The sequence below is a fragment of the Mesorhizobium ciceri biovar biserrulae WSM1271 genome (assembly GCF_000185905.1).
GTDB classification, from domain to species: domain Bacteria; phylum Pseudomonadota; class Alphaproteobacteria; order Rhizobiales; family Rhizobiaceae; genus Mesorhizobium; species Mesorhizobium ciceri.
Genome location: NC_014923.1, coordinates 3692474 through 3712778 on the forward strand (window position 1 = coordinate 3692474; position 20305 = coordinate 3712778).

The 20305-nt window shown below is 61.5% G+C and carries 27 protein-coding genes; 14 read left to right on the forward strand and 13 right to left on the reverse strand.

Annotated features, from left to right (window positions below):
• The first annotated feature begins 111 nt into the window (after positions 1–111).
• Positions 112–960: a serine O-acetyltransferase gene (cysE, locus tag MESCI_RS17810; protein WP_013531333.1), complete on the forward strand. Its 849-nt coding sequence runs from the start codon at positions 112–114 to the stop codon at positions 958–960.
• Between the two features lie 311 nt (positions 961–1271).
• Positions 1272–1475: a DUF3126 family protein gene (locus tag MESCI_RS17815; RefSeq protein WP_013531334.1), complete on the forward strand. Its 204-nt coding sequence runs from the start codon at positions 1272–1274 to the stop codon at positions 1473–1475.
• Between the two features lie 62 nt (positions 1476–1537).
• Here the strand turns inward: MESCI_RS17815 and MESCI_RS17820 are convergent, their stop codons facing one another.
• The gene (locus tag MESCI_RS17820; protein WP_013531335.1) at positions 1538–2263 is read right to left on the reverse strand and encodes a hypothetical protein; all 726 of its coding nucleotides are present in this window, start codon (positions 2261–2263) and stop codon (positions 1538–1540) included.
• A 125-nt stretch (positions 2264–2388) separates the two neighbouring features.
• On the opposite strand from MESCI_RS17820, the gene MESCI_RS17825 reads away from it, so the two are divergent.
• Together MESCI_RS17825 and MESCI_RS17830 are read left to right on the forward strand one after the other, a co-directional pair.
• Positions 2389–2730: a DUF6949 family protein gene (locus MESCI_RS17825; RefSeq protein ID WP_013531336.1), complete on the forward strand. Its 342-nt coding sequence runs from the start codon at positions 2389–2391 to the stop codon at positions 2728–2730.
• Positions 2731–2749: 19 nt separating this feature from the next.
• The gene (locus tag MESCI_RS17830; protein ID WP_013531337.1) at positions 2750–3277 is read left to right on the forward strand and encodes a gamma carbonic anhydrase family protein; all 528 of its coding nucleotides are present in this window, start codon (positions 2750–2752) and stop codon (positions 3275–3277) included.
• Positions 3278–3324: 47 nt separating this feature from the next.
• Here the strand turns inward: MESCI_RS17830 and MESCI_RS17835 are convergent, their stop codons facing one another.
• Positions 3325–3873 carry an ankyrin repeat domain-containing protein gene (locus MESCI_RS17835; protein ID WP_164920046.1) on the reverse strand — a complete coding sequence of 183 codons (549 nt, stop codon included), beginning with the start codon at positions 3871–3873 and terminating at the stop codon, positions 3325–3327.
• Positions 3874–4045: 172 nt separating this feature from the next.
• Between MESCI_RS17835 and MESCI_RS33275 the strand changes: the two genes are divergently transcribed.
• Positions 4046–4705 carry a DUF2726 domain-containing protein gene (locus MESCI_RS33275; RefSeq protein WP_013531339.1) on the forward strand — a complete coding sequence of 220 codons (660 nt, stop codon included), beginning with the start codon at positions 4046–4048 and terminating at the stop codon, positions 4703–4705.
• Positions 4706–4896: 191 nt separating this feature from the next.
• Here MESCI_RS33275 and MESCI_RS17845 read toward each other — a convergent pair whose 3' ends face one another.
• The 3 genes from MESCI_RS17845 to MESCI_RS17855 all read right to left on the reverse strand — a co-directional run bounded on the left by MESCI_RS17845 (position 4897) and on the right by MESCI_RS17855 (position 7180).
• On the reverse strand, positions 4897–5505 hold the full coding sequence (locus tag MESCI_RS17845; RefSeq protein WP_013531340.1) for a transglutaminase-like cysteine peptidase: 609 nt from the start codon (positions 5503–5505) through the stop codon (positions 4897–4899).
• A 241-nt stretch (positions 5506–5746) separates the two neighbouring features.
• Positions 5747–6364: a PilZ domain-containing protein gene (locus tag MESCI_RS17850; RefSeq protein ID WP_013531341.1), complete on the reverse strand. Its 618-nt coding sequence runs from the start codon at positions 6362–6364 to the stop codon at positions 5747–5749.
• Positions 6365–6547: 183 nt separating this feature from the next.
• Positions 6548–7180: a PAS domain-containing protein gene (locus MESCI_RS17855; RefSeq protein WP_013531342.1), complete on the reverse strand. Its 633-nt coding sequence runs from the start codon at positions 7178–7180 to the stop codon at positions 6548–6550.
• A 388-nt stretch (positions 7181–7568) separates the two neighbouring features.
• Here MESCI_RS17855 and MESCI_RS17860 point away from each other — a divergent pair, with 388 nt between their 5' ends.
• Entirely contained in the window at positions 7569–8327 is a 759-nt protein-coding gene (locus MESCI_RS17860) for a rhomboid family intramembrane serine protease (RefSeq protein ID WP_013531343.1), read from the forward strand.
• 87 nt (positions 8328–8414) lie between these two features.
• Positions 8415–8846, forward strand: coding sequence for a CBS domain-containing protein (locus MESCI_RS17865; RefSeq protein ID WP_013531344.1), 432 nt, complete (start codon positions 8415–8417; stop codon positions 8844–8846).
• A 47-nt stretch (positions 8847–8893) separates the two neighbouring features.
• Here the strand turns inward: MESCI_RS17865 and MESCI_RS17870 are convergent, their stop codons facing one another.
• Positions 8894–9196, reverse strand: coding sequence for a YjhX family toxin (locus MESCI_RS17870; RefSeq protein ID WP_013531345.1), 303 nt, complete (start codon positions 9194–9196; stop codon positions 8894–8896).
• 354 nt (positions 9197–9550) lie between these two features.
• Here MESCI_RS17870 and gatB point away from each other — a divergent pair, with 354 nt between their 5' ends.
• The 4 genes from gatB (at position 9551) to MESCI_RS17890 (ending at position 12853) form a co-directional block, all read left to right on the forward strand.
• A complete protein-coding gene (gatB, locus tag MESCI_RS17875) occupies positions 9551–11050 on the forward strand; it encodes an Asp-tRNA(Asn)/Glu-tRNA(Gln) amidotransferase subunit GatB (RefSeq protein WP_013531347.1) in 1500 nt (499 codons plus the stop codon).
• Positions 11051–11054: 4 nt separating this feature from the next.
• The gene (locus MESCI_RS17880; protein WP_013531348.1) at positions 11055–11549 is read left to right on the forward strand and encodes a GNAT family N-acetyltransferase; all 495 of its coding nucleotides are present in this window, start codon (positions 11055–11057) and stop codon (positions 11547–11549) included.
• Between the two features lie 161 nt (positions 11550–11710).
• Positions 11711–12409 carry an AIM24 family protein gene (locus MESCI_RS17885; protein WP_013531349.1) on the forward strand — a complete coding sequence of 233 codons (699 nt, stop codon included), beginning with the start codon at positions 11711–11713 and terminating at the stop codon, positions 12407–12409.
• A 99-nt stretch (positions 12410–12508) separates the two neighbouring features.
• Positions 12509–12853 carry a VanZ family protein gene (locus tag MESCI_RS17890; protein ID WP_063170249.1) on the forward strand — a complete coding sequence of 115 codons (345 nt, stop codon included), beginning with the start codon at positions 12509–12511 and terminating at the stop codon, positions 12851–12853.
• Between the two features lie 37 nt (positions 12854–12890).
• On the opposite strand, the gene panC is transcribed toward MESCI_RS17890, so the two are convergent.
• The gene (gene panC / locus MESCI_RS17895) at positions 12891–13742 is read right to left on the reverse strand and encodes a pantoate--beta-alanine ligase (RefSeq protein ID WP_013531351.1); all 852 of its coding nucleotides are present in this window, start codon (positions 13740–13742) and stop codon (positions 12891–12893) included.
• Complete coding sequence (panB, locus tag MESCI_RS17900) at positions 13739–14554, reverse strand: 3-methyl-2-oxobutanoate hydroxymethyltransferase (RefSeq protein WP_206524316.1); 816 nt, start codon at positions 14552–14554, stop codon at positions 13739–13741. The genes panC and panB overlap by 4 nt, the downstream gene beginning before the upstream one ends.
• A gap of 255 nt (positions 14555–14809) precedes the next feature.
• On the opposite strand from panB, the gene MESCI_RS17905 reads away from it, so the two are divergent.
• From MESCI_RS17905 to MESCI_RS17915, 3 genes are all read left to right on the forward strand, one after another.
• Entirely contained in the window at positions 14810–15208 is a 399-nt protein-coding gene (locus tag MESCI_RS17905) for an NADH:ubiquinone oxidoreductase subunit NDUFA12 (RefSeq protein ID WP_013531353.1), read from the forward strand.
• Positions 15209–15331: 123 nt separating this feature from the next.
• Complete coding sequence (locus tag MESCI_RS17910; protein ID WP_013531354.1) at positions 15332–15922, forward strand: DUF2155 domain-containing protein; 591 nt, start codon at positions 15332–15334, stop codon at positions 15920–15922.
• A gap of 75 nt (positions 15923–15997) precedes the next feature.
• A complete protein-coding gene (locus MESCI_RS17915) occupies positions 15998–16384 on the forward strand; it encodes a hypothetical protein (RefSeq protein ID WP_013531355.1) in 387 nt (128 codons plus the stop codon).
• Between the two features lie 9 nt (positions 16385–16393).
• Here the strand turns inward: MESCI_RS17915 and aat are convergent, their stop codons facing one another.
• The 5 genes from aat to MESCI_RS17940 form a co-directional block, all read right to left on the reverse strand.
• On the reverse strand, positions 16394–17011 hold the full coding sequence (aat, locus tag MESCI_RS17920; protein ID WP_013531356.1) for a leucyl/phenylalanyl-tRNA--protein transferase: 618 nt from the start codon (positions 17009–17011) through the stop codon (positions 16394–16396).
• A gap of 12 nt (positions 17012–17023) precedes the next feature.
• Entirely contained in the window at positions 17024–18367 is a 1344-nt protein-coding gene (gene accC / locus MESCI_RS17925) for an acetyl-CoA carboxylase biotin carboxylase subunit (RefSeq protein WP_013531357.1), read from the reverse strand.
• Between the two features lie 10 nt (positions 18368–18377).
• Complete coding sequence (gene accB, locus MESCI_RS17930) at positions 18378–18836, reverse strand: acetyl-CoA carboxylase biotin carboxyl carrier protein (protein ID WP_013531358.1); 459 nt, start codon at positions 18834–18836, stop codon at positions 18378–18380.
• 26 nt (positions 18837–18862) lie between these two features.
• Complete coding sequence (aroQ, locus tag MESCI_RS17935; RefSeq protein WP_013531359.1) at positions 18863–19297, reverse strand: type II 3-dehydroquinate dehydratase; 435 nt, start codon at positions 19295–19297, stop codon at positions 18863–18865.
• Between the two features lie 149 nt (positions 19298–19446).
• Positions 19447–20250 carry a DsbA family protein gene (locus tag MESCI_RS17940; RefSeq protein WP_013531360.1) on the reverse strand — a complete coding sequence of 268 codons (804 nt, stop codon included), beginning with the start codon at positions 20248–20250 and terminating at the stop codon, positions 19447–19449.
• Positions 20251–20305 lie beyond the last annotated feature (55 nt).

Genomic DNA, 20305 nt, shown 5'->3' on the forward strand with positions numbered 1-20305 from the left:
AAGGCACTAAGGAAAATTGAGTTCAATCGTGCTATGATCTGGCTTATATGTGCGGCCAGGCAGCAGGCAAGCACAACAGGCAAGCCAGGCAGGACGCAGGACGAGACGGCGATGAACAGCATCAGCATTTCCCGACACAGCGCATTGAAGCCGGTCGATCCGATCTGGCGTTCGATCCGCGACGAGGCCATGGAGGCTGTCAACCGCGACCCGCTGCTCGCTGCATTCCTCTATTCGACCATCCTCAACCAGGACAGCCTGGAAGAAGCAGTCATTCATCGGCTGGCCGAGCGGCTGGCGCACCAGGACATCGGCTCCGATCTCATCCGCCAGACTTTCAAGTCCATGCTGGCCGACGACAAGGAGTGGCCGACGACGGTACGTGTCGACATCCAGGCCTATTACGATCGCGATCCGGCTTGCGACCGCTTCATCATGCCGGTGCTCTATTTCAAGGGGTTCCACGCCATCCAGACGCATCGGCTGGCGCATTGGCTGTGGAACCAGGGGCGCAAGGATTTCGCGCTCTATCTGCAGAGCCGCTCGTCCTCGGTCTTCCAGACCGACATCAACCCGGCCGCCCGCATTGGCAAGGGCATCTTCATCGACCACGCAACCGGCCTCGTGGTCGGCGAGACCGCGGTCATCGAGGATGACGTGTCGATCCTGCATGGCGTGACGCTGGGCGGCACCGGCAAGGCCGGCGGCGACCGCCACCCCAAGATCCGCTACGGCGTGCTGATCGGCGCCGGCGCCAAGATCCTCGGCAACATCGAAATCGGCCATTGCTCGAAGATCGCGGCAGGCTCGGTGGTGCTGTCGCCCGTACCGCACAACAAGACGGTTGCCGGCGTGCCGGCCCGCGTCGTCGGCGAGACCGGCTGCGATCAGCCGTCGCGCCAGATGGACCAGCTTTTGCCGTCGCAGACGATGGATCAGGTCGTCAGTTTCGACATCTGATCGTCATATGTCCGCTGCCTGAGGCCGTGGGCAGACATGGGCGATTGTTCTCGCCCAAGGTCTTTTGAGATTCAGGTCAGGCCGAGCCGAAAATGGTGGGTTCCGAGAACCGGAGCGGAGCGTACGTTTGGGTACGTGAGCACAGTTCTACCGCGACGCGGTAGAACGGGGAAGCGCAGGAAACCGCCATTTGCAGGCCGGCCTCACGTGAATATCAACAGACCTTAATCAGGCCGCTTGCCTTTACATCGCCATTGTCGACGTGCCAGAAGCGCGTTCGAACGAGCAAGCCCGATGATCGGAGAAGACTGTTGAAGCCGGACGAAATCAGAAAGCTGGACGCCTATTTCAAGCGCGTCTTCCAAAACCCCAAGCTTGAGGTCAAGGCGCGGCCGCGCAAGGACGATTCGGCCGAGGTCTATGTCGGCGACGAATTCCTCGGCATCGTCTTCAAGGACGAGGACGACGGCGACTACAATTTTTCGATGGCGATTCTCGACATCGATCTGGCCTGAGCCAGCAAATCTTGCGGTCGGCCGGCTCATGCGGCCGGCCAGCCGGTTCTCTTGAAGCGTTCTTAACGTCCCGCCTTCAGAACGCGCCCGGCTTCGGTGGCGATTGCCGCGTCGAGCGCCTGCCAATCGCCCAGAAACTCCCTTGGGAAGCGATAGGTGAGGCTGAGTTCGTCGCCGACCTGGATGTCGCGCTCGCAAGGCGCCAGCGATTGGTCGGCACTCGGCCCGCTCAGGCAACGGGCCACGAACGGCTCTTTGCCGGGGCGATTGCCGACAACCAGCACCTCGTTCAGATAGCCTGATTTCTCGTTGAAACCATAAATCATCGTGCCGCCAGGCCCGGCAGTGCCGGGTCGGGTGATCAGCGCGCTGTAGATCGGCGCGAAGCGGCCGCTCATGTCACGCGACATCATCTGCTGTTCGAAGGACAGGAAGACGATGCTTTTGGCTGTCCCCGTATGGTTGAAATCATCCCGCGCGGCCTCGCTGTAGCCGTCCATCTGGGGATAGCGCAGATAGAGGTCGAGCCGCGAGGCGATGCCGTCGCGCCGGGCCTGGGCGAAACGGATGGCATTGGCCGGGACCGTGATGACATTGTTGCCGATCACCACCTGGTGGGCTGTTGCGTCGTCGGTGTATCCGGCCATGGCGATCGAATGGCCGAACCATTTGCCGGCAAGGCTGATCGCCACCGACAACAGGGCGAGCACCGCGAACCCGTAGAGCACCCGCTTCATCAGCCTGGAATCGACCACGGTGAGTTCGTTGGCGAGCGCTGCCTGCTTCATCTCAGTCCTCGGTTCTCGGGCCGCCCGTCCGCCTGCAGTGTCCCCGGGCGGCACACATCGCACGGCATGGCTCTTGCAGCCTGCATGGAACGACTGTGCAATTTCATGGTAAACGGAAAGTTAAGATGGGACCGCTGGAACTCACACTCTTTGCTTTTGCCGTCGGGTTGACGGCCTGCGGGCTGGCCGGATCGGCCATGGAACTGGTGTCGGGCCGCAAGGTCGCCTTCACCGAACCCTATGTGTCGCCGTCACATGTCTTGCGCTCGCTGCTCGCCACGGCCTGTGCGGGACCGTTCATGCTGGTCAACGACGCCATCGATGCCCGGCGTCAGCGCCGCATTTCAACGTTGGCGCTGATGTCCTGCGGCTGCACGGCAATTGCGTGGACCTTGGCGCTGGGCGTCGTCGTGCTTGCCATTGCCTCATGGTCGGTCCGTCTCCTAGGGTCCGAGCTGCCAGGCTGAGACGATTCGGAGACCAGAAATGCCGCTTTATGCGATCGATGGAACAGAGCCCAGCTTCGCCGATGCGGACTCGAACTGGATCGCGCCCGATGCGACGCTGATCGGCGACGTCAGGGTCGGACGCAATGCCGGCTTCTGGTTCGGCGCCGTCATCCGCGGCGACAATGAGCCCGTCGTCATCGGTGCCGACACCAACGTGCAGGAACACACGGTCATGCACACCGATCCCGGTTTTCCGCTGACGATCGGCGAAGGCTGCACGATCGGCCACCGCGCCTTGCTGCATGGCTGCACGATCGGCGACAACAGCCTGATCGGCATGGGCGCCATCGTGCTGAACGGCGCGAAAATCGGCAGGAATTGCCTGGTCGGCGCCGGTGCTCTGGTTACCGAGGGCAAGGAATTCCCGGACAATTCGCTGATCGTCGGCTCGCCGGCCAAGGCGATCAGGGTGCTGGACGACGCGGCCGTGGCAAGGTTGCGCGGCTCGGCCGCGCACTATGTCGCCAACGGCAAGCGCTTCAAGGCGGGGTTGAAGAAGGTTTGAGGCTACCTGGCATTTGCTGGTTTCTTAGCGCCTCAACTCACTGTCCGTCAGTTGCGCCCAGCCATCGCATCGCGCAGCAAGGAAGCACCGCCTTCAAAGCCGGCAATCTCGGCTTCCTCGATCGCGGTCCTGTAGTCATCGATGCGGGTTTCGAGCGCCGGGTCGGCGCCCGCCGCCAAAAGCAGGCGGATCGCATCGACACTGCGGATGGCCACCGAATAGTGCAGCGGAGTCCAGTCGTTGACGCCCCGCATGTTGGGGTCGGCGCCAGCTTCGATCAGCACCCGCACGATGTCCAGCCTATTGGCGCGATCGGTGGACAGCGCCGCAATGATGGACGGAAACCCGCCATGATCCTGATAATTCGGATCCGAGCCCGCCTCCAGCAAGATCGAGATGAAGCTGACGGGGCTCCAATAGATCGCATATTCCAGCGGATGCCCAAGGCCGAACTCAAACGGCATGCGCTCGTCGAACCATCGGGAAGAGCCGCCCAAGGCTAGACCGAGGCCGTCGAAGTCGCCGGCCTTGAAGGCATCGTCGATCGCCTTGAAGAGGCGATGACGCTCGCATCGATCTTCCGGGATTTCCAACATCGCCGTGTTCCAGAAGGCGAAAACCAACGGCCTATATTGCCCCGATCCCCTGCGCGTGGAAAGGCGGTCGTCCGATGCGTCCAGTAGGTCGACGATGCGCATACCATTTCACGGATTGCTGATATAAGTCATCGCTGAATAATAATCTGCATCGCGGAGGTAGCTTTCCGGCATGCCATTCCAGCTCAGTGAGCAAACGCAGCAAATTCTTTCGCTAATTTGCATTCCGTTAGCTGGCGTCTTCATTGGTATGGCCTTGGAACGTCTCCTATCGAGGAAACGGAGGCAGGCATGGAGGGAGAGCAATAGCAGGCGCTGGGCGAGAGAGCGCAGAGGGGGCGACATTCTTAGCGGCCTATGGGTTGCCCCGAAGCCTGTTTCCGCGCCACCGAAACCGACTGATCCTGCTGACCAGTTGCGGATCGTCATGGGTGCGAGCTTCACTATTCAACCGCTCCTCAACAGGAGTGAAGTGCGCGTCTTCAAGGAACTTGATCGCATGGTGATCAGCTGCAATCCGGGATGGCAGGTGATGGCCCAAGTGTCACTGGGCGAAATTTTGCGCAGCGCGAACGCTGACGCCTACAGCTGCATCAACTCGAAACGAGTGGACCTTCTTCTTGTGGACGAGACTTGTCTGCCTCGACATGCGCTCGAATACCAAGGCCATGCGCATCACCAAGGCACAGCAGCAGCACGTGATGCGGTCAAAAAGGAAGCGCTGCGACGTGCTGGCATCAGTTACCATGAGATCGTCGGCGGTCACACGACACCTTCGGAACTCAGGCGACTGGTTGAGAGGCTGGTGGACAAGCCCACCGCACCGCAATAGCTGACCTTTTGCAACGCAGATTTCTCGGAACCTGATTGGTTTTCGAACGGCCATAGCCAGAAATGGCGGAGCCGGCCCGGGGACGGGGCCGGCTCCTTTCACCCGGTCGTTGGGGACGGGGAGGGTGGGGACTCGACCGGGTTTCTCCTGAAGCGCCTCGCATTCACGCGGCGCGCTTGATCTCTGTTAAATCAGCGGACGCTGGCGACCGCGTCGGAGCGGCCGTCATTGATCGTCACCCAAACGCCGGAATTCTGGTCCGACTGGCGCTTGAGATAGGTGTAGTCGGTGTCCGTCCAGGACAGGACCTTGGTCTCAAGATTGTCGAGGATGAATTCTCCGAGGCTGGTGCGCACGGTCAGCACCGCGTGGCCGTCGCCATTCGGCTGGCGCGCCACCGTCATCAGCAGATTGCCGGCGGGGACGCCCGCATCCATCAACTCGCGGCGCTTTTCCAGCGCGTAATCCTCGCAATCGCCATAGCCATTGGCCGGATAGGCCCAATATTCCTCGACACCGTAGTTTTCCATGTCGGTGCGCGGCTTGATGCGGGTGTTGACCGAATTGTTGATGTTGACGATCGTCGCCCACAGCTTGCGGGTCAGTTCGACCGGCGCACCCCTGCGGGTCCGTTCGCTGCATTCGCCGGGAATGCGCTGGCAGAACTCATAGTGGCCAACAGGCTGGGTGGTGCGTCCGCCGGTGTGCATATAGGCCGGTCCCGCGGCATATGCTGATCCCCAAGCGGAAAGCTGCATCGCCATTGCCGCCAGCAACAGCTTGCCCCTCGTTTTCTTCATTGTTGTGGTCTCCCCGTTCGAAGGAGACATTGCCACATGTGGATTTATTTGACGCAAAAGCGCGAAGTAGATATTGAGTAAAAGTCCAATAGAATAAACGTAAAATTTGAATCATTTGAGTATTAATTCGTTTGGATCTGAAGGCTCCCACCTCGGGCGCGGAGCGCTCCCAGAAACAAGCTCCCAGAAACAAAAAACCGGCCGCAAGGGCCGGTTCCTGGAATGTTGCTGTCGGGCCTGCTCAGGCGCGTGGCGTGTTGAATTCGGAATCAAGCGTTTCGGGACGCTGGATCACAGCGAATTCGATGGCGACGCCATCCTCGAAATGACGCACGACCTGCCCGCGCATGGTGCCAAGCATGACCTGGATGCCGATCGCCGGTTTGACGTCGATTTCGACAGCGGCGCCGGAGAGCGAAAGGTCGATGATGCGGCACTGGTACTGGCGGCCGTCGGTGAGCTGCAGCACGCTTGTCGGATTGCGCGGTGCGACGCGCTCGTGGCGGCGATCTTCCGGCAGGTCGAGTTCATGCTTGTTGGCCAGCCAGGTCAATTGCGCGGCCAGCTTGTCCTTCTTGCGATCCGACGCAATGACGGTCATCGCGAAACCGTCCTGCAGGGTGCGTGTGACGACGCCTTCGATGCGGCCGATATGATCGATGTAGGCGATGATTTTTTCGCCGGGCATGCCGATGCGGTCGGTGCGAAACGCGACATTGCCCGGTGACATGTCGACGACCTGGCAGGGATGTTCGGTGCGGTCTTCCAGCATGAAGCGTCCGTAAATTTTAACCCGGACGCGCTGAAAGTTTCGCCTTTCAGCTTGGGACGGCGCATAGTCGACCGCCGCTGACCTCATGACTGCCTACACCCCGTTTGGCATCCCGCGCGCCGATGCGAGGAACTTCATCACAGAAGTACAACAAAGCGGGTTAACAAAGGGGAAAAGCGGGCGCTCCAGCGTTTTCCTTTTTGCTGGCCGTGGTGCCAAAACCGCCGCGCAGTTTTGGGCGACGTGCATCAGGTCTCAAAAAACAGCGGACTATTCCTCGCGCCCGCCATCGAAGACGACGAGATGACGGATGCGACGCACCCGGCCGAGCGCCGAGATCGTCTCGGGTGCCCCAAGTTCATAGGGAACAAGCGAGGGAACATCGATCGCCGGGCGATTGTTCAGAAGCTCCTTCTCCGGATCTATGACGCGGATTGAATCGATCAACGCATCGGTGATCGGATCGGCACCCAGCCAGAAGGGTTTCTCCACGGCGCTGATGACGCCCAGGCAGCGCGGATTTTCGACGCCGCCGTCCAGCGGCAGGGCAAGCAGTTCGAACTTATTGGAGCGCCCGTTGCGGCTGAAGCCCTCATAGCTGATGAGCACGACCGATTTCTGCTCGAACACGCCATGGATCAGGCGCGAGACGAGCCGCTGGTCCTTCTCGCGCCACAGCGATGGAAAGGAAAACCCCTTGAGCTCGCGGCCGTAGCAGGCGCAAAGCCTTGTGCCGGCCAGCCGGAATACGGCCTGTCCGCGCGTGTCACGTTCCAGGATAAAGGTGTCGGCCAGCAGCGACTTGATGTCGGCCGGTTCGACCTCCGAACGCTTCGGGGCGGGGCGTCCATCACGCAGGCGGTTCCAATATTGGAACAGCGTGATCGATCCATTCTGGTTCATGCTATGCTGCTCCGCGCAATCTGTCGTCTGATGTCCCATCGGTGAACAGAAGGGCGCCCTCCGAGGACCTACATGCGTTGCGGAGCAGGAAGCGTGCCAGCGTCGTTAACACTTGTTCACGGGTCGGGGCCGTTAAGGTTAACAAGTGGTTTACGTTGCGTCTGAGCGAGCCCCGTGGCACACAAAAACCACTCCAGAAGCGGTCGTTTCGCGACGATCGGCAGCACTTCAGTCAGAGTTTTAGGGGAGCAGGGGGCTCGACCGGCCGTTCAAGGGAAACCTTGAACGGCTTCTTTTTTGATTCGCGCCAGATGATTCGCGGTTTGCTGTTCGGTCCGCGTTAATCTAGATGCTCGAACCTGGAATCCCGCAGTGAGTGCAATTTCAAATGAGTGAACCGGTAATTCCCTCGGAAGCCGACCCGGTCGAGGGCGCGCCCGAGCCGCGGCGCGAGCCGGTGTTCAACCTGCCGCCCGTCGTGCTGGCGGTGATCGGCATCTGCGTCGTCGTCTATCTGTTGCAGCAATATGTGTTGAGCGAATCCCAGCAGATGACATTGCTGTATGACGGGGCCTTCATCCCCGTTCTCTACACCGGGCAATACGGCTTCGACTGGTTCCTGTTTTCGCGGCCCTTCACCTACGCGTTCATGCATGGCGGCTTTGCCCATATCGCCATCAACATGGTGTGGCTCGCCGCGTTTGGTTCACCATTGGCAAACCGTCTGGGAACGCTGTGGTTCGCGCTGTTCTTTGCCGCAACCGGGCTGGCTTCGGTCGCGCTTTTCTGGGCACTGCATCCTTACGGTGAGGCGCCGCTGGTCGGGGCTTCCGGTGCGATATCAGGCATGATGGGGGCTGCGGCGCGTTTTGGCTTCCGCACCGATCGTTCGGCCGGCAAGGCCGCCTTCGCCGGCCCGGTGCTGCCGATCGCATTCGTGTTGCGCTTGCGCGGTGTCGTGATTTTCCTTGCCATGTGGATGGTCATCAATCTCGCCACCGGCCTGCTCGGTTTTGCCCCGGGGGTAGACGGCCAGATCGCCTGGGAGGCCCATATTGGCGGCTTTGTCGCCGGCTTCTTCGGCCTGCGCTGGTTCGACAGGAGATGGCAGGCGCCCGAATGGGAGACGGCCGACCACCACACTTGAAATGCAACCGATCACGGCGCACGATGTTCACTCTTACGTGAAGGCCGGTCAGGGCAGGAACCGGCAGGCAAAGCAGAGGAGGACGCCATGACGGTTAAGGCAATTCTCGAGAGAAAAGGCCATGACGTGTTGACGCTCGGGCCGAACGAAAAGCTTAGCGAAGCCATCCGTATCCTGGCAGAGCACAAGATCGGGGCGCTGGTCATCACCAATGGCGATCGCAAGATCGTCGGCATCCTATCAGAGCGCGACATCGTCCGGGTTGTCGCCCGCGAAGGTGGAGCCGCGCTCGATATCCCCGTGCGTTCGGCGATGACGCCGAAAGTGAAGATCTGCAACGAAAACCACACCGTCAACGAGGTGATGGAGATCATGACCCGAGGCCGCTTCCGCCATCTACCGGTGGAAAAGGACGGCATGCTCGATGGCATCGTGTCCATTGGCGACGTGGTCAAGCGCCGCATCGAGGATGTCGAGCGCGAGGCCGACGAGATCAGAGCCTACATCGCCACCGCCTGAGCGGTGAGGCGAACCGCCGGCCGGAGAACCGACCGGCGGAGCCGTGGTTACCTGTTGTCGAGTTCGGAGCGGACGAGTGCGAGCCCGCGCCGGGTGATGCGGTAGGGTCCACCGTCAGACGAAGAAACAGCCTTCTTCCGCTTCAGTTTTCGAAACAGCTCGAGATCGACGCCCGGATAATGCCAGCCGTCGCGGGTCAGGCATTTGACGGAGGCGATCCGTTTCTTCTCGTTCTTTTCGATTTCAATGCGTCCGCCCTGCGCGAGCAGGTGCAGGATGCGCTGTTTCCACAGCGCCGCGCGTCCTCTTGGACGCGCAAAGGACGCTGTGGCACTTATGATTTGGCGCATGATCCTTTCCGAAAATCGATACCGATTTCCGGGGTCATGCGCTGCGCGAAATATCCATGTGAGAGTTTTCCGGGAAAACAAAAAATGCCGCCGCCGCGAAGCTTCGCGGCACGGGGTTTCAGGTTTTCTGCCCTGCCTCGCCAAGAGGTCAGGGCCTTACCGGGACTGAGAGTAAGTGGACATCCACTCTCCATTGGAATGGACCTCCTATAGGCGAACGCGGCTGAAAAGGCCAGTCCGCGGCTTTGCGCTTGTGTTTTTTGGGCGCTTGTCTCTTTTGGCGGTTTGCACTAGCGAAGTTGCACACCAAAGTGTGCGAAACGCATTATCCGCAGTTCCAATACGCAGGCCACCATGTCCCTCATCGACACCCGCACGCCCGACGCCAAGCGCCTTGTTTCCGGTGCCACCGGCGACTGGGAGATCATCATCGGCCTCGAGGTCCATGCCCAGATTACATCGGAAGCAAAGCTGTTTTCCGGCGCCTCGACCGCTTTCGGCGCGGCGCCCAACGCCAATGTCAGCCTGGTCGATGCGGCGATGCCCGGCATGCTGCCGGTCATCAACGAGGAATGCGTCAAGCAGGCGATCCGCACCGGCCTTGGGCTGAAAGCGCAGATCAACCACAAGTCGGTCTTCGATCGGAAGAACTACTTCTATCCAGACCTGCCGCAGGGCTACCAGATCTCGCAGTTCAAGCAGCCGATCGTCGGCGAGGGCACGGTGATCGTTTCCGTTGGCCCCGATCGTCAGGGCGAATTCGAGGACATCGAGGTCGGCATCGAGCGGCTGCATCTGGAGCAGGATGCCGGAAAGTCGATGCACGACCAGCATGTGACCATGTCCTATGTCGACCTCAACCGCTCCGGCGTGGCGCTGATGGAGATCGTCTCCAAGCCCGACATGCGCTCGGCCGACGAAGCCAAGGCTTATGTCACCAAGCTGCGCACCATCGTGCGCTATCTCGGCACCTGCGACGGCAACATGGACGAAGGTTCGATGCGCGCCGACGTCAACGTTTCGGTGCGCAAGCCGGGCGGCGAGTTCGGCACGCGCTGCGAGATCAAGAACGTCAACTCGATCCGCTTCATCGGCCAGGCCATCGACTACGAGGCGCGCCGGCAGATCGCCATTCTCGAGGATGGCGGCAAGATCGAGCAGGAGACGCGGCTGTTCGACGCCGCCAAGAGCGAGACGCGTTCGATGCGCTCCAAGGAAGAGGCGCATGATTACCGCTACTTCCCCGATCCGGACCTCTTGCCGCTGGAATTCGACCAGGCCTATGTCGATGCGCTGGCCAAGGAATTGCCGGAACTGCCAGACGACAAGAAGGCGCGGCTGATCGCGTCGCTCGGCCTGTCGGTCTATGACGCCTCGATCCTGGTTTCGGAAAAGCCGATCGCCGACTATTTCGAGAAGGTGGCCGCCGGCCGCGACGGCAAGCTCGCCGCCAACTGGGTCATCAACGATCTGCTCGGGCAATTGAACAAGGCCGGAAAAGACATTGAAAACGCTCCGGTTTCCCCTGATCAGCTTGGCGCGGTCATCGATCTGATCAAGGACGGCACCATTTCCGGCAAGATCGCCAAGGACCTGTTCGAGATCGTCTGGAATGAGGGCGGCGATCCGCGCCAGCTGGTGGAGAGCCGTGGCATGAAGCAGGTCACCGACACCGGCGCCATCGAGAAGGCCGTAGACGAGGTGATCGCAGCCAACCCCGACAAGGTCGAACAGGCGCGCGCCAAGCCGAGCATGGCCGGTTGGTTCGTTGGCCAGGTGATGAAGGTGACCGGCGGCAAGGCCAATCCACAAGCGGTCAACGACCTCGTCAAGACCAAGCTGGGCATCGAGTAGCGCGGTGTTTGTCCGCACCGCAGGTGAACGTGATCTGACGGCCATCCGGGCGCTGCTGGTCGAAACCTGGCACACGACCTATGACGCGGTCTATGGCCCTGATCGGATCGACCGGGTCATCGAGGATTGGTGTTCGCCGGCGAAATTGAGAGCTAGCCTTGAGCGGCCGAATGCCGAATTCCTGGTCGCCGACGACGGCAAGCGCATCGGCGGCGTCGCCTATGCCGAAAGCGTCGAAGGCGGCACCGTGGTCGACCTGCAACAGCTCCATGTCGCACCCGACCTGCAAGGCCGGGGCATCGGCGGGATGTTGCTCGATGAGGTGATCGAGAATTTTCCGGAAGCCCGCTCTCTACGCATCGAGGTCGTGGAGCAGAACAAGCGTGCGGTCGCCTTCTATCTGGCCAACGGCTTTGCCGAGATTGGCCGGGCCGACAATTATGGGCCGGCGCAGTCCGGTATTGCTGCGTTGATTCTTGAGCGGATGCTGACCGCCTGAGCGCTCGATGATCGCGCGATTGCATCACGTTGTTGCGAGTGGACCCTCGAGCGCACGGCTTTCATTTGACGGCGCAAATATCGAGCGCAAAGCTGTGGCCGCTGACCCCAGCCATGATCGGTGTTTGACCGGTGGCATGCGAGGCAGCTTGGGGAATCGTCATGCCAAGCTTGCCGGAACTGATGCCGACACAGGTGTCGGACGAGACCTTTGGCAGCGTCACCTATCATATAGCGGGCGAGCTGGTGCCGGTGCTTTCGGTCGATGTCACGCGCATGCCGGTCTATTTCGAGCACCACATCCTTTTGTGGAAGAATTCCACCATCACCATCGGCCTGAAATCGCTGAAGGGCGCCCTGAAGCGCATGATGGCCGGCATCCAGATCTTCGTCACCGAGGCGTCGGGGGCGGGCATCATTGCCTTCAGCCGCGATGGGCCGGGCCACATCGTGCCGATCCATCTCAGGCACGGCGAAGAGATCCAGGTGCGCGAGCACCAGTTTCGCGCCGCCACCGGCAATGTCGACTACACCTTCGAACGGGTGCGCGGCCTGGCGACGATGCTGTTCGGCCAGAGCGGCTTTTTCATCGACCGCTTTCGCGGTGATTCCGGCGATGGCATCGTCTGGCTGCACGGCTATGGCAACGTCTTCGAAAAGACGCTCGCCGCCGGCGAAACCATCGACATCGAACCGGGCGGCTGGCTGTTCAAGGATGCCTCGGTCAGGATGGAGACCAAGATCGATCGCCTGTCGAGCGGCTTCTTCGGCGCCAACATGAATTTCATCGTCAACCGATTCACCGGACCGGGCCGTGTCGGCATCCAGTCGATGTATCTGCATATGCCGACCGAGGAATAGTTCGGCGAAGGCCACTGGCGGGCAGCAATGGCGGCCACGATCCGGCCATGCGTCATCGCGGCGTTTGCCGTGCCGGCTCACCACGGATATGCAAGGGCCATGACCAAATTGTTCCGCACTGCGGCGCTGGCGCTGCTCGCCATCATCATTTTCGCGACCTTGTCGCCGATCCAGATGCGGCCGCATCTCGCTGAAGCAAATGTCGAGCGTGCCTTGGCTTATGTCCTGCTAGGCTTCGCCCTGGCGGTCGGCTTCCCCAACCGACTGTATCAAGTGGTGATCTTTGTGGCTGTGATCGCCGGCATGCTGGAACTGCTTCAGCTCATTGATCCCGGTCGCCATGCACGCCTCATCGATGCATTGGTGAAAGCCTTTGCCGGGGTGGTTGGGATCGTCGCGGGACACCTGATCGTCAGGGCCGGCCGGCAAAAGAGCGAGAGCTAGGCGCGGCAGCAATCCGCCGCGGAGGATCGAGCCTTCGCTAGGCAGCGGGAACCCCCACATTGTCGATTAGCCTGGTTTTGCCGAGCCATGCTGCTGCGAGAAGACGCCCTTCGCGGTTTCGACGCCATGGCGCAAGCGTCAGGCTTTCGCGTGCCTCGACATAGTCGACCTTCTGGAAGCCGACGGCGATGAGGGCGCGGCTGGCCTCTTCGGTTGCGTCGCTCTGGTCGGCGCCGCCCGCCAGAGCCACTGCCGTTTTGCGCAATATCACGTTGAGTTGGCGGGCGACCTTCAGTTCGGCCTCATCGAGATAGGCGTTGCGTGACGACATGGCGAGACCATGCGCGTCGCGTATCGTCGGGGCGCCGACGATCTCGACGGGCAGGTCGAGATCGCCGCAGAGCTGTCTCACCACGCAAAGCTGCTGGTAGTCCTTCTCGCCGAAGACCGCAAAGTCGGGCGTTGCCTGCAGGAGGAGCTTTGCCACCACGGTGGCGACGCCGTCGAAAAAGGTCGGCCGAAAGTCCGATTCGAGCCCGGCGGAGGGGCCGCCGACCGAGATTTTCGTGGCGAAGCCGGCGGGATACATCTCGCCAACCGTCGGCGTGAAAGCAAGGTCGGCCTTTGCCGCGCCGAGCCGGTCGAGATCGCGGGCGAGTTGGCGCGGGTACTTGTCGAGGTCTTCGCTCGGCGCGAACTGTGTCGGGTTGACGAAGATCGACACGACGCAGCGCTCGGCTTTTTCGAGTGCGATCCTGACCAGCGAGATGTGCCCGTCGTGCAAAGCGCCCATAGTCGGCACCATGGCGACACGAAGGCCGTCACGGCGCCAGTCATGGATTTGCGTGCGAAGTGCGGCAACGCTGTCGACGACGACGGGTTGGCTCATGCGTCATCCCTGCTGTTTGTCGCCGAAAAGACATGGCCGGGGCCCGGGAATGTCCGGTTTCGCACTTCTGCTGCATAGCTCTTTGCGGCATGCGAGATCACGCTGCGCAGGTCGGCGTATTCCTTGACGAATTTCGGCACGCGATCGACGGTCAGCCCGACCATGTCGTCGATGACCAGGATCTGGCCGTCGCAGTCGCCGCTGGCGCCGATGCCGATGGTTGGGATGGCGAGGCGGCGGCTGATATCGGCGGCGACCCTCTCGACCGTGCCTTCGATGACCACCGAGAAAGCCCCGGCGTTCTCGACGGCGAGCGCATCGCGAAGCAATGCCGCAACAGCCTCCTCGGTGCGGCCTTTGATCTTGTAGCCGCCGTCCTTTTCGACCGATTGCGGCTGCAGGCCGATATGCCCCATGACCGGAATGCCGGCGGCGACGATGGCCGCGATCTGGCTAACCATTTCGACGCCGCCTTCGAGCTTCACCGCCTGGCAGCCGGTTTCGTCGACGACCCGCCGCGCCGAGGCGACGGCAAGTGCTGCCGTGACCTCATAGCTGCCAGCCGGCAGGTCGACGACGACGCAGGCACTGGCCGAGCCGCGCATCACGGCTTGCCCATGCGCGATCATCATCTCCAGGGAGGCACCCAGTGTCGTCTTGTGGCCATGGAGGACCATGGCGACACTGTCACCGACCAGAAGCAGATCGACATGGTGATCAAGCAGACGGGCGATGGGATAGGTATAGGCGGTCAGGCAAACGATCGGCGTGCCGCCCTTGCGGTGGCGAATCGCCTCGGCGCTGATGCGCATGTCGGTGGTCGGCAATTCCGTGGCCAATCGTCACCTCCTTTGGCCTCAAGCCGGGCTGGATACAAGCATGGGCGCGCAGAGCTTTAGAAACACCGCAAAGGCTTGGCAAGCGTGCATGCAGCCACCGGCAGGATCACAGGCTTGTGTGGGGTTTCGGGAAAGCCATTTGCGCACACGCCGTGGCAAAACCCTTGCCTTCGGCAAGGCCTGACGCCATAAGCAGGAAACGGGCGCTGCCGGCGCGAGGGTTTTGAAATGAAGACTTTCCTTACGCAGTTTTTCACCTGGTGGAACAGCCAGACGATAGGAACCCGCCTGCACACGTGGCGGTATGGCAAGAAGGTCGGCCAGGACGAGACCGGCAATTTTTACTACGAAGGCGGCATCGATTCGGAAGGCCGCACGCGCCGCTGGGTCATCTACCGCAATTATTCGGAAGCTTCGGCGATACCGCCCGGCTGGCACGGCTGGATGCACCACCGTGTCGACGTCGCGCCGTCCAGCGAGGACTACAAGCCACGCGACTGGCAGAAGCCGCATCAGCCCAATCTGACCGGCAGCCCGGCGGCCTATCGCCCGAAGGGCTCGGTGCTCACCAATCAGCATCGCCCGCAGGTCACCGGCGACTACGATGCCTGGACACCCGGGTCGTAGCGACAGGGTGCAAGCCGGTCCTTTATCGCCACAATTGGTGTTTAGCTGCTTGCTGATCAGAAAACGGCGACTAGCCTTGGCGATCGACAGAATCACCCGGGCGCGAACCACCGGTATCTTTGCATGAGCTTTTCTTACTCAATATCGGCCAGTCTGGCGCTAGCCGCCGGTCTTGCCGTCAGCACCGTGGCCTTCGCCGCTTCGCCTGAGCCCGCGGCACCCGCGCCGGCGCCGCCCGCGGGAGCGGACCGGGTTACCAATGCCGTTGCCGAGTTTGCCGGTATCGACAAGATCACCGGCCGGATCATCACCTTCGATGTCTATATCGACGAGACGGTGCAGTTCGGCGCTTTGCAGGTGACGCCGCGCGTCTGCTATTCGCGGCCGCAGGCGGAGGCGCCGAAGACCGATTCCTTCGTCGAGGTCGACGAGATCACGCTCGACCGCAAGATCCGCCGCATCTTCACCGGCTGGATGTTTGCCGAAAGCCCCGGCCTCAACGCCGTCGAGCATGCCGTCTACGACGTCTGGCTGAAGGCCTGCAAGCAGAAGTCGGATGTGCCGGCGCCCGACGGAGCCAAGGCTGACGCAACCAAAGCGGAGGCTCCCAAGCCCGCCGCAGCCAAACCGGAAGCCGCGACCACTCCGGACGTCACAACGCCTGATGTGACGGAGCCGGACGCTTCGGAACCCGATACTACCGACACCAACTGATCCCCCGGAACCGTCCTGGCCACAATGCGTTGGGCCACGGACGAGCGCACATTCATGCGTAAGGAGGATCTTCCGATGTCAGACAGCAAACGGATCACGGCTAGCAAGGCCGAATTGCTGGAACTCGAAAAGGGATTCTGGACGGGCGACTCCGCCTACTACGCGGCCAACGCCGACACCGAATGCCTGGTGGCATTTCCGCAGATGGCACAGGCGATGGACAATGCGGATCTGGCCAAGACCGCGGCCAAGCCCAACCGCTGGCGCAACCTGCGAATGGATCTCAAGGGCATTATCGAGCCGGGCAGCGACATCATCATGCTGACTTACGAGGCGCGTGCGACACGGGAGAATGGCGAGGCTTATGCCGCGCTGGTCAGCACCGGCTACGTCCATCGCGCCAACGGCTGGAAGATGATGTTCCATTCGCAAACGCCATTGGAAGCCGCTACCGGGAAGTAGGCTCAATCCTCAGGGATAGAATATTGCCTCGCCCTTCAACGCATCGGCGAGCATCTTCTCATACTTGCCGCGCGGCATGTCGACCGCGCCGAACCGCTTGAGGTGCTCGGTGGTGAACTGCGTATCAAGCAGAGCAAAGCCCCGCGCCTTCAAACGCTCGACGAGGTAGAAGAGGCAGGTCTTGGAAGCGTCCGTCTCTCTGGCGAACATGCTCTCGCCAAAAAACACCCGGCCGAGCGACACGCCATAGAGGCCGCCGACCAGCCGGTCCTCACGCCACGCTTCGACCGAATGACAATGGCCTATCCGATGCAACTCGATATAGGCTTCGCGGATCGGCGCATTGATCCAGGTCGAGCGCCGCTCCGCGCGCTTTTCGGCGCAGCCGTCGATGGTCGCCTCGAAATCGAAATCGAAACGGATGTCGAAGGGATGTTTCTTGATCGTTTTCCAGAGACTTTTCGGCGTGTGAAAGCCGTCAAGCGGGATGATGCCACGTGTCTCCGGCCGCACCCAGAACACCTCCGGGTCGCCGGCACTTTCTGCCATTGGGAAGACGCCCGAGGCGTAGGCCTTGAGCAGCAGGTCGGTGGGGATGCGATAGCCGGGCGCGTAGGGGCGGGTCATCGCGTCTCCGCGCTACTCTTCCTTGGCCAGGTATTTTTCCAGCCAGTGGATGTCATAATCGCCATTGGCGATGTCGGCATTGCCGACGAGATCGCGAAACAGCGGCAGCGTCGTCTTGATACCGTCGACGACGAACTCGTCCAGGGCGCGGCGCAGGCGCATCATGCACTCGACGCGGTTACGCCCATGTACAATCAGCTTGCCGATCAGGCTGTCGTAATAGGGCGGGATCTTGTAGCCGGAATAGACGCCGGAATCGACGCGGATGCCCAGACCACCCGGTGTGTGGAAATGGGTGATCGTACCGGGCGAGGGGGTGAAGGTGCGTGGGTCCTCGGCGTTGATGCGGCATTCGATGGCGTGGCCGTTGAACTTGATGTCCTCCTGCTTCACCGAGAGGCCGCCGCCGGAAGCGACGCGGATCTGCTCATGCACGAGATCGATGCCGGTGATCGCTTCCGTCACCGGATGCTCGACCTGCAGGCGCGTGTTCATCTCGATGAAATAGAACTCGCCATTTTCGTAGAGGAACTCGATCGTGCCGGCGCCGGAATAGCCGAGGTCGGCGATCGCCTTGGCGCAGATGCCGCCGATACGGGCGCGCTCTTCGGCATTGAGGGCCGGCGAGGGCGCCTCTTCCCAGACTTTCTGGTGGCGGCGCTGCAAGGAACAGTCGCGCTCGCCGAAATGCACGCCGCGGCCAAAGCCGTCGCCGAACACCTGCACCTCGATATGGCGCGGCTTTTCCAGGTATTTCTCGATGTAGACCGCATCGTCGCCGAAGGCCGCACCGGCTTCCGTGCTCGCCGTTTGCAAGGCGACCTCAAGGTCGGCCTCGGTAAGCGCTACCTTCATACCGCGCCCGCCACCACCGGCCGATGCCTTGATGATCACGGGATAGCCGATCTCGGCGGCAATGCGCCTGGCTTCCTTTTGGTCGGTGACGGCACCGTCCGAACCGGGCACAACCGGAATGCCGAGGCGCTTGGCGGTTCGCTTGGCCTCGATCTTGTCGCCCATGATGCGGATATGGTCGCCGGACGGACCGATGAAGGTGATGTTGTGCGCGGCCAGTATGTCGGCGAACTTGGCGTTCTCCGACAGGAAGCCGTAGCCCGGATGCACGGCGTCGGCGCCGGTGATTTCGCAGGCCGCAACGATCTGATGGATGTTGAGATAGCTGTCGCGCGATGGCGGCGGACCGATGCAGACGCTCTCGTCCGCGAGCCGCACATGCATGGCGTCGGCATCGGCGGTCGAATGCACCACCACCGTCTGGATGCCGAGTTCCTTGCACGCGCGCAGTACCCGGAGGGCGATTTCGCCGCGATTGGCGATGAGGATCTTCTGAAACATCAGGCCCGCTCTACTCGATCACGACGAGCGGCATGCCATATTCGACCGGCTGCGAATCCTCGAAAAGGATCGCGGTCACCGTGCCGGCGCGTGGCGAGGGGATCTGGTTCATCGTTTTCATTGCTTCGATGATCAGCAGCGTCTGGCCTTCCTTGACCTTCTGGCCGACTTCGATGAATGCCTTGGCGTCCGGCGACGGAGCCAAATAGGCCGTGCCGACCATCGGTGAGGTGACCGCATTCTTGGAAAGGTCCGCCACCACAGGCACGGCAACGGCGGCAGCCTGCGCTGCTGCCGGCGCATAGGCCGGTTGCGGCGCCGCGATTGCATGGACGGCCGGCGCCTGCCGCGAGACGCGCACCTTCAGGTCGCCCAGTTCAACCTCGATCTCGGTGAGGTTGGTGTCGTTCAGTATGCCCGCCAGATCGCGGATCAGTTGCTGGTCAACACCGGTCTTCTTTATCGACATTTTCGAGCCTTCTGTTTGTTGGCCGGTCATAGGCGTGCGGCCAGCGCCTGTAGCGCCAGCGTATAGCCGAGCGGCCCAAAGCCACAGATCATGCCGACGGCGACCGGCGCGACCATGGAGACGTGGCGGAATGGTTCCCGCGCATGGATGTTGGAAAGATGAACTTCGGCCACCGGCAATGGTGCGACGGCGCGGATGGCGTCGTGGATGGCAATCGAGGTGTGGCTGTAGGCGCCCGGGTTGATGACGATGCCGACAGCCTTGTCGCCGGCTTCCTGAATCCAGTCGACAAGGTCGCCCTCATGGTTCGACTGGCGGAAATCGATCTCGAACCCCAGCGCCGTGCCTGCCTGCTTGCAGTCGTCGGCGATCGCGGCAAGCGTCTTGCCGCCATAGATGCCCGGCTCGCGCTTGCCGAGCGCGTTGAGATTGGGACCGTTCAGGACGAAAACCGTTTTCAAAAAAGCCGACCTTTCCCGGCGCCGTCATCAAGCCGGCGCGCTGGGCCCTCTATAATGGGCATAGCCGCCCGCGGAAAGAGCGCAAGTACGTTCTTTCACTGTCCACAACAGGCGGAAATGTGCCAGTGAGAGATAGCTGGCGAGCAAGATCAGAGCGCGGCTTTCGCCGCCTCGATCTTTTCAGCCAGCACTTCCTGCCCGAGCGCCCCGAACACCACCTCGTTGCCGACGACATAGGACGGCGTTCCGGTGATCGCCAGCTTGTTGGCAAGATCGTAGGTCTTGGCGAGGGCCTCGTTGATTGTCGGGTCCTTCATCTTCTCGCGCAGCGCCGCTTCGTCGGCGCCGAGCGACAGCGCGACCTTCATGGCCGCCGCCTCGGTGGCGCGTCCCTGACCGCCGAGCAACGCATTGTGGAACTCGCCGTACTTTTCCGGGTGCATCAGGTGGAAGGCCATCGAGACCACGCTCGCCTTCTGCGAATCCGGTCCGAGGATGGGGAATTCCTTGAGCACGAAACGCAGGTCCGGATCGGTCTTGGTCAGCGCCTTCATGTCGTCGATGGCACGTTTGCAGAAGCCGCAATTATAGTCGTAGAACTCGACGATGGTGACCTTGCCGGTCGGATTGCCGACGACGCCGTCGAAGGCGGAGTTGAAAATCTGGTCCTTGGCATCCTTGATCACGCCGAGATGAGCGATGCGCTGCTCTTCCTTCTGCTTGGCCTCAAGCGCGTCCTGGACCTCCAGAAGAACTTCCGGGTTTTTCAACAAATAGTCGCGGATGATGCCTTCGACCTCGGTGCGGTCGATCTTGGTATCGGCCGCCGCCGTCTCGACCGGCTGTGCGGTCCCGGCCTTGGCGATCTGCGGGTTTCCGGCAACGAATCCGAAAGCCAGCATGGCCAGAGCGACCGCAACCCCCGTGGTGCCCAGCAGCAGTGCCTTTTTCATCGTTCCTGTTCCTTCTGCCTGTTTTCCGGTCTGGCTATGTCGTGGCGCGGGGCCG

Coding starts and splice junctions, on each gene's coding strand:
- MESCI_RS17830 (WP_013531337.1), top strand. CDS start 2,750: ATGCCGCTTTATGCGATCGATGGAACAGAGCCCAGCTTCGCCGATGCG.
- MESCI_RS17940 (WP_013531360.1), bottom strand. CDS start 20,250: ATGAAAAAGGCACTGCTGCTGGGCACCACGGGGGTTGCGGTCGCTCTG.
- MESCI_RS17855 (WP_013531342.1), bottom strand. CDS start 7,180: ATGAACCAGAATGGATCGATCACGCTGTTCCAATATTGGAACCGCCTG.
- MESCI_RS17835 (WP_164920046.1), bottom strand. CDS start 3,873: ATGTTGGAAATCCCGGAAGATCGATGCGAGCGTCATCGCCTCTTCAAG.
- MESCI_RS17870 (WP_013531345.1), bottom strand. CDS start 9,196: ATGCGCCAAATCATAAGTGCCACAGCGTCCTTTGCGCGTCCAAGAGGA.
- MESCI_RS17825 (WP_013531336.1), top strand. CDS start 2,389: ATGGGACCGCTGGAACTCACACTCTTTGCTTTTGCCGTCGGGTTGACG.
- panC (WP_013531351.1), bottom strand. CDS start 13,742: ATGAGCCAACCCGTCGTCGTCGACAGCGTTGCCGCACTTCGCACGCAA.
- gatB (WP_013531347.1), top strand. CDS start 9,551: ATGTCCCTCATCGACACCCGCACGCCCGACGCCAAGCGCCTTGTTTCC.
- MESCI_RS17915 (WP_013531355.1), top strand. CDS start 15,998: ATGTCAGACAGCAAACGGATCACGGCTAGCAAGGCCGAATTGCTGGAA.
- MESCI_RS17850 (WP_013531341.1), bottom strand. CDS start 6,364: ATGAGGTCAGCGGCGGTCGACTATGCGCCGTCCCAAGCTGAAAGGCGA.
- MESCI_RS17820 (WP_013531335.1), bottom strand. CDS start 2,263: ATGAAGCAGGCAGCGCTCGCCAACGAACTCACCGTGGTCGATTCCAGG.
- panB (WP_206524316.1), bottom strand. CDS start 14,554: ATGCGCATCAGCGCCGAGGCGATTCGCCACCGCAAGGGCGGCACGCCG.
- MESCI_RS17865 (WP_013531344.1), top strand. CDS start 8,415: ATGACGGTTAAGGCAATTCTCGAGAGAAAAGGCCATGACGTGTTGACG.
- accC (WP_013531357.1), bottom strand. CDS start 18,367: ATGTTTCAGAAGATCCTCATCGCCAATCGCGGCGAAATCGCCCTCCGG.
- MESCI_RS17845 (WP_013531340.1), bottom strand. CDS start 5,505: ATGAAGAAAACGAGGGGCAAGCTGTTGCTGGCGGCAATGGCGATGCAG.
- cysE (WP_013531333.1), top strand. CDS start 112: ATGAACAGCATCAGCATTTCCCGACACAGCGCATTGAAGCCGGTCGAT.
- accB (WP_013531358.1), bottom strand. CDS start 18,836: ATGTCGATAAAGAAGACCGGTGTTGACCAGCAACTGATCCGCGATCTG.
- MESCI_RS17885 (WP_013531349.1), top strand. CDS start 11,711: ATGCCAAGCTTGCCGGAACTGATGCCGACACAGGTGTCGGACGAGACC.
- MESCI_RS17905 (WP_013531353.1), top strand. CDS start 14,810: ATGAAGACTTTCCTTACGCAGTTTTTCACCTGGTGGAACAGCCAGACG.
- MESCI_RS17910 (WP_013531354.1), top strand. CDS start 15,332: ATGAGCTTTTCTTACTCAATATCGGCCAGTCTGGCGCTAGCCGCCGGT.
- MESCI_RS17860 (WP_013531343.1), top strand. CDS start 7,569: ATGAGTGAACCGGTAATTCCCTCGGAAGCCGACCCGGTCGAGGGCGCG.
- MESCI_RS17890 (WP_063170249.1), top strand. CDS start 12,509: ATGACCAAATTGTTCCGCACTGCGGCGCTGGCGCTGCTCGCCATCATC.
- MESCI_RS33275 (WP_013531339.1), top strand. CDS start 4,046: ATGCCATTCCAGCTCAGTGAGCAAACGCAGCAAATTCTTTCGCTAATT.
- aat (WP_013531356.1), bottom strand. CDS start 17,011: ATGACCCGCCCCTACGCGCCCGGCTATCGCATCCCCACCGACCTGCTG.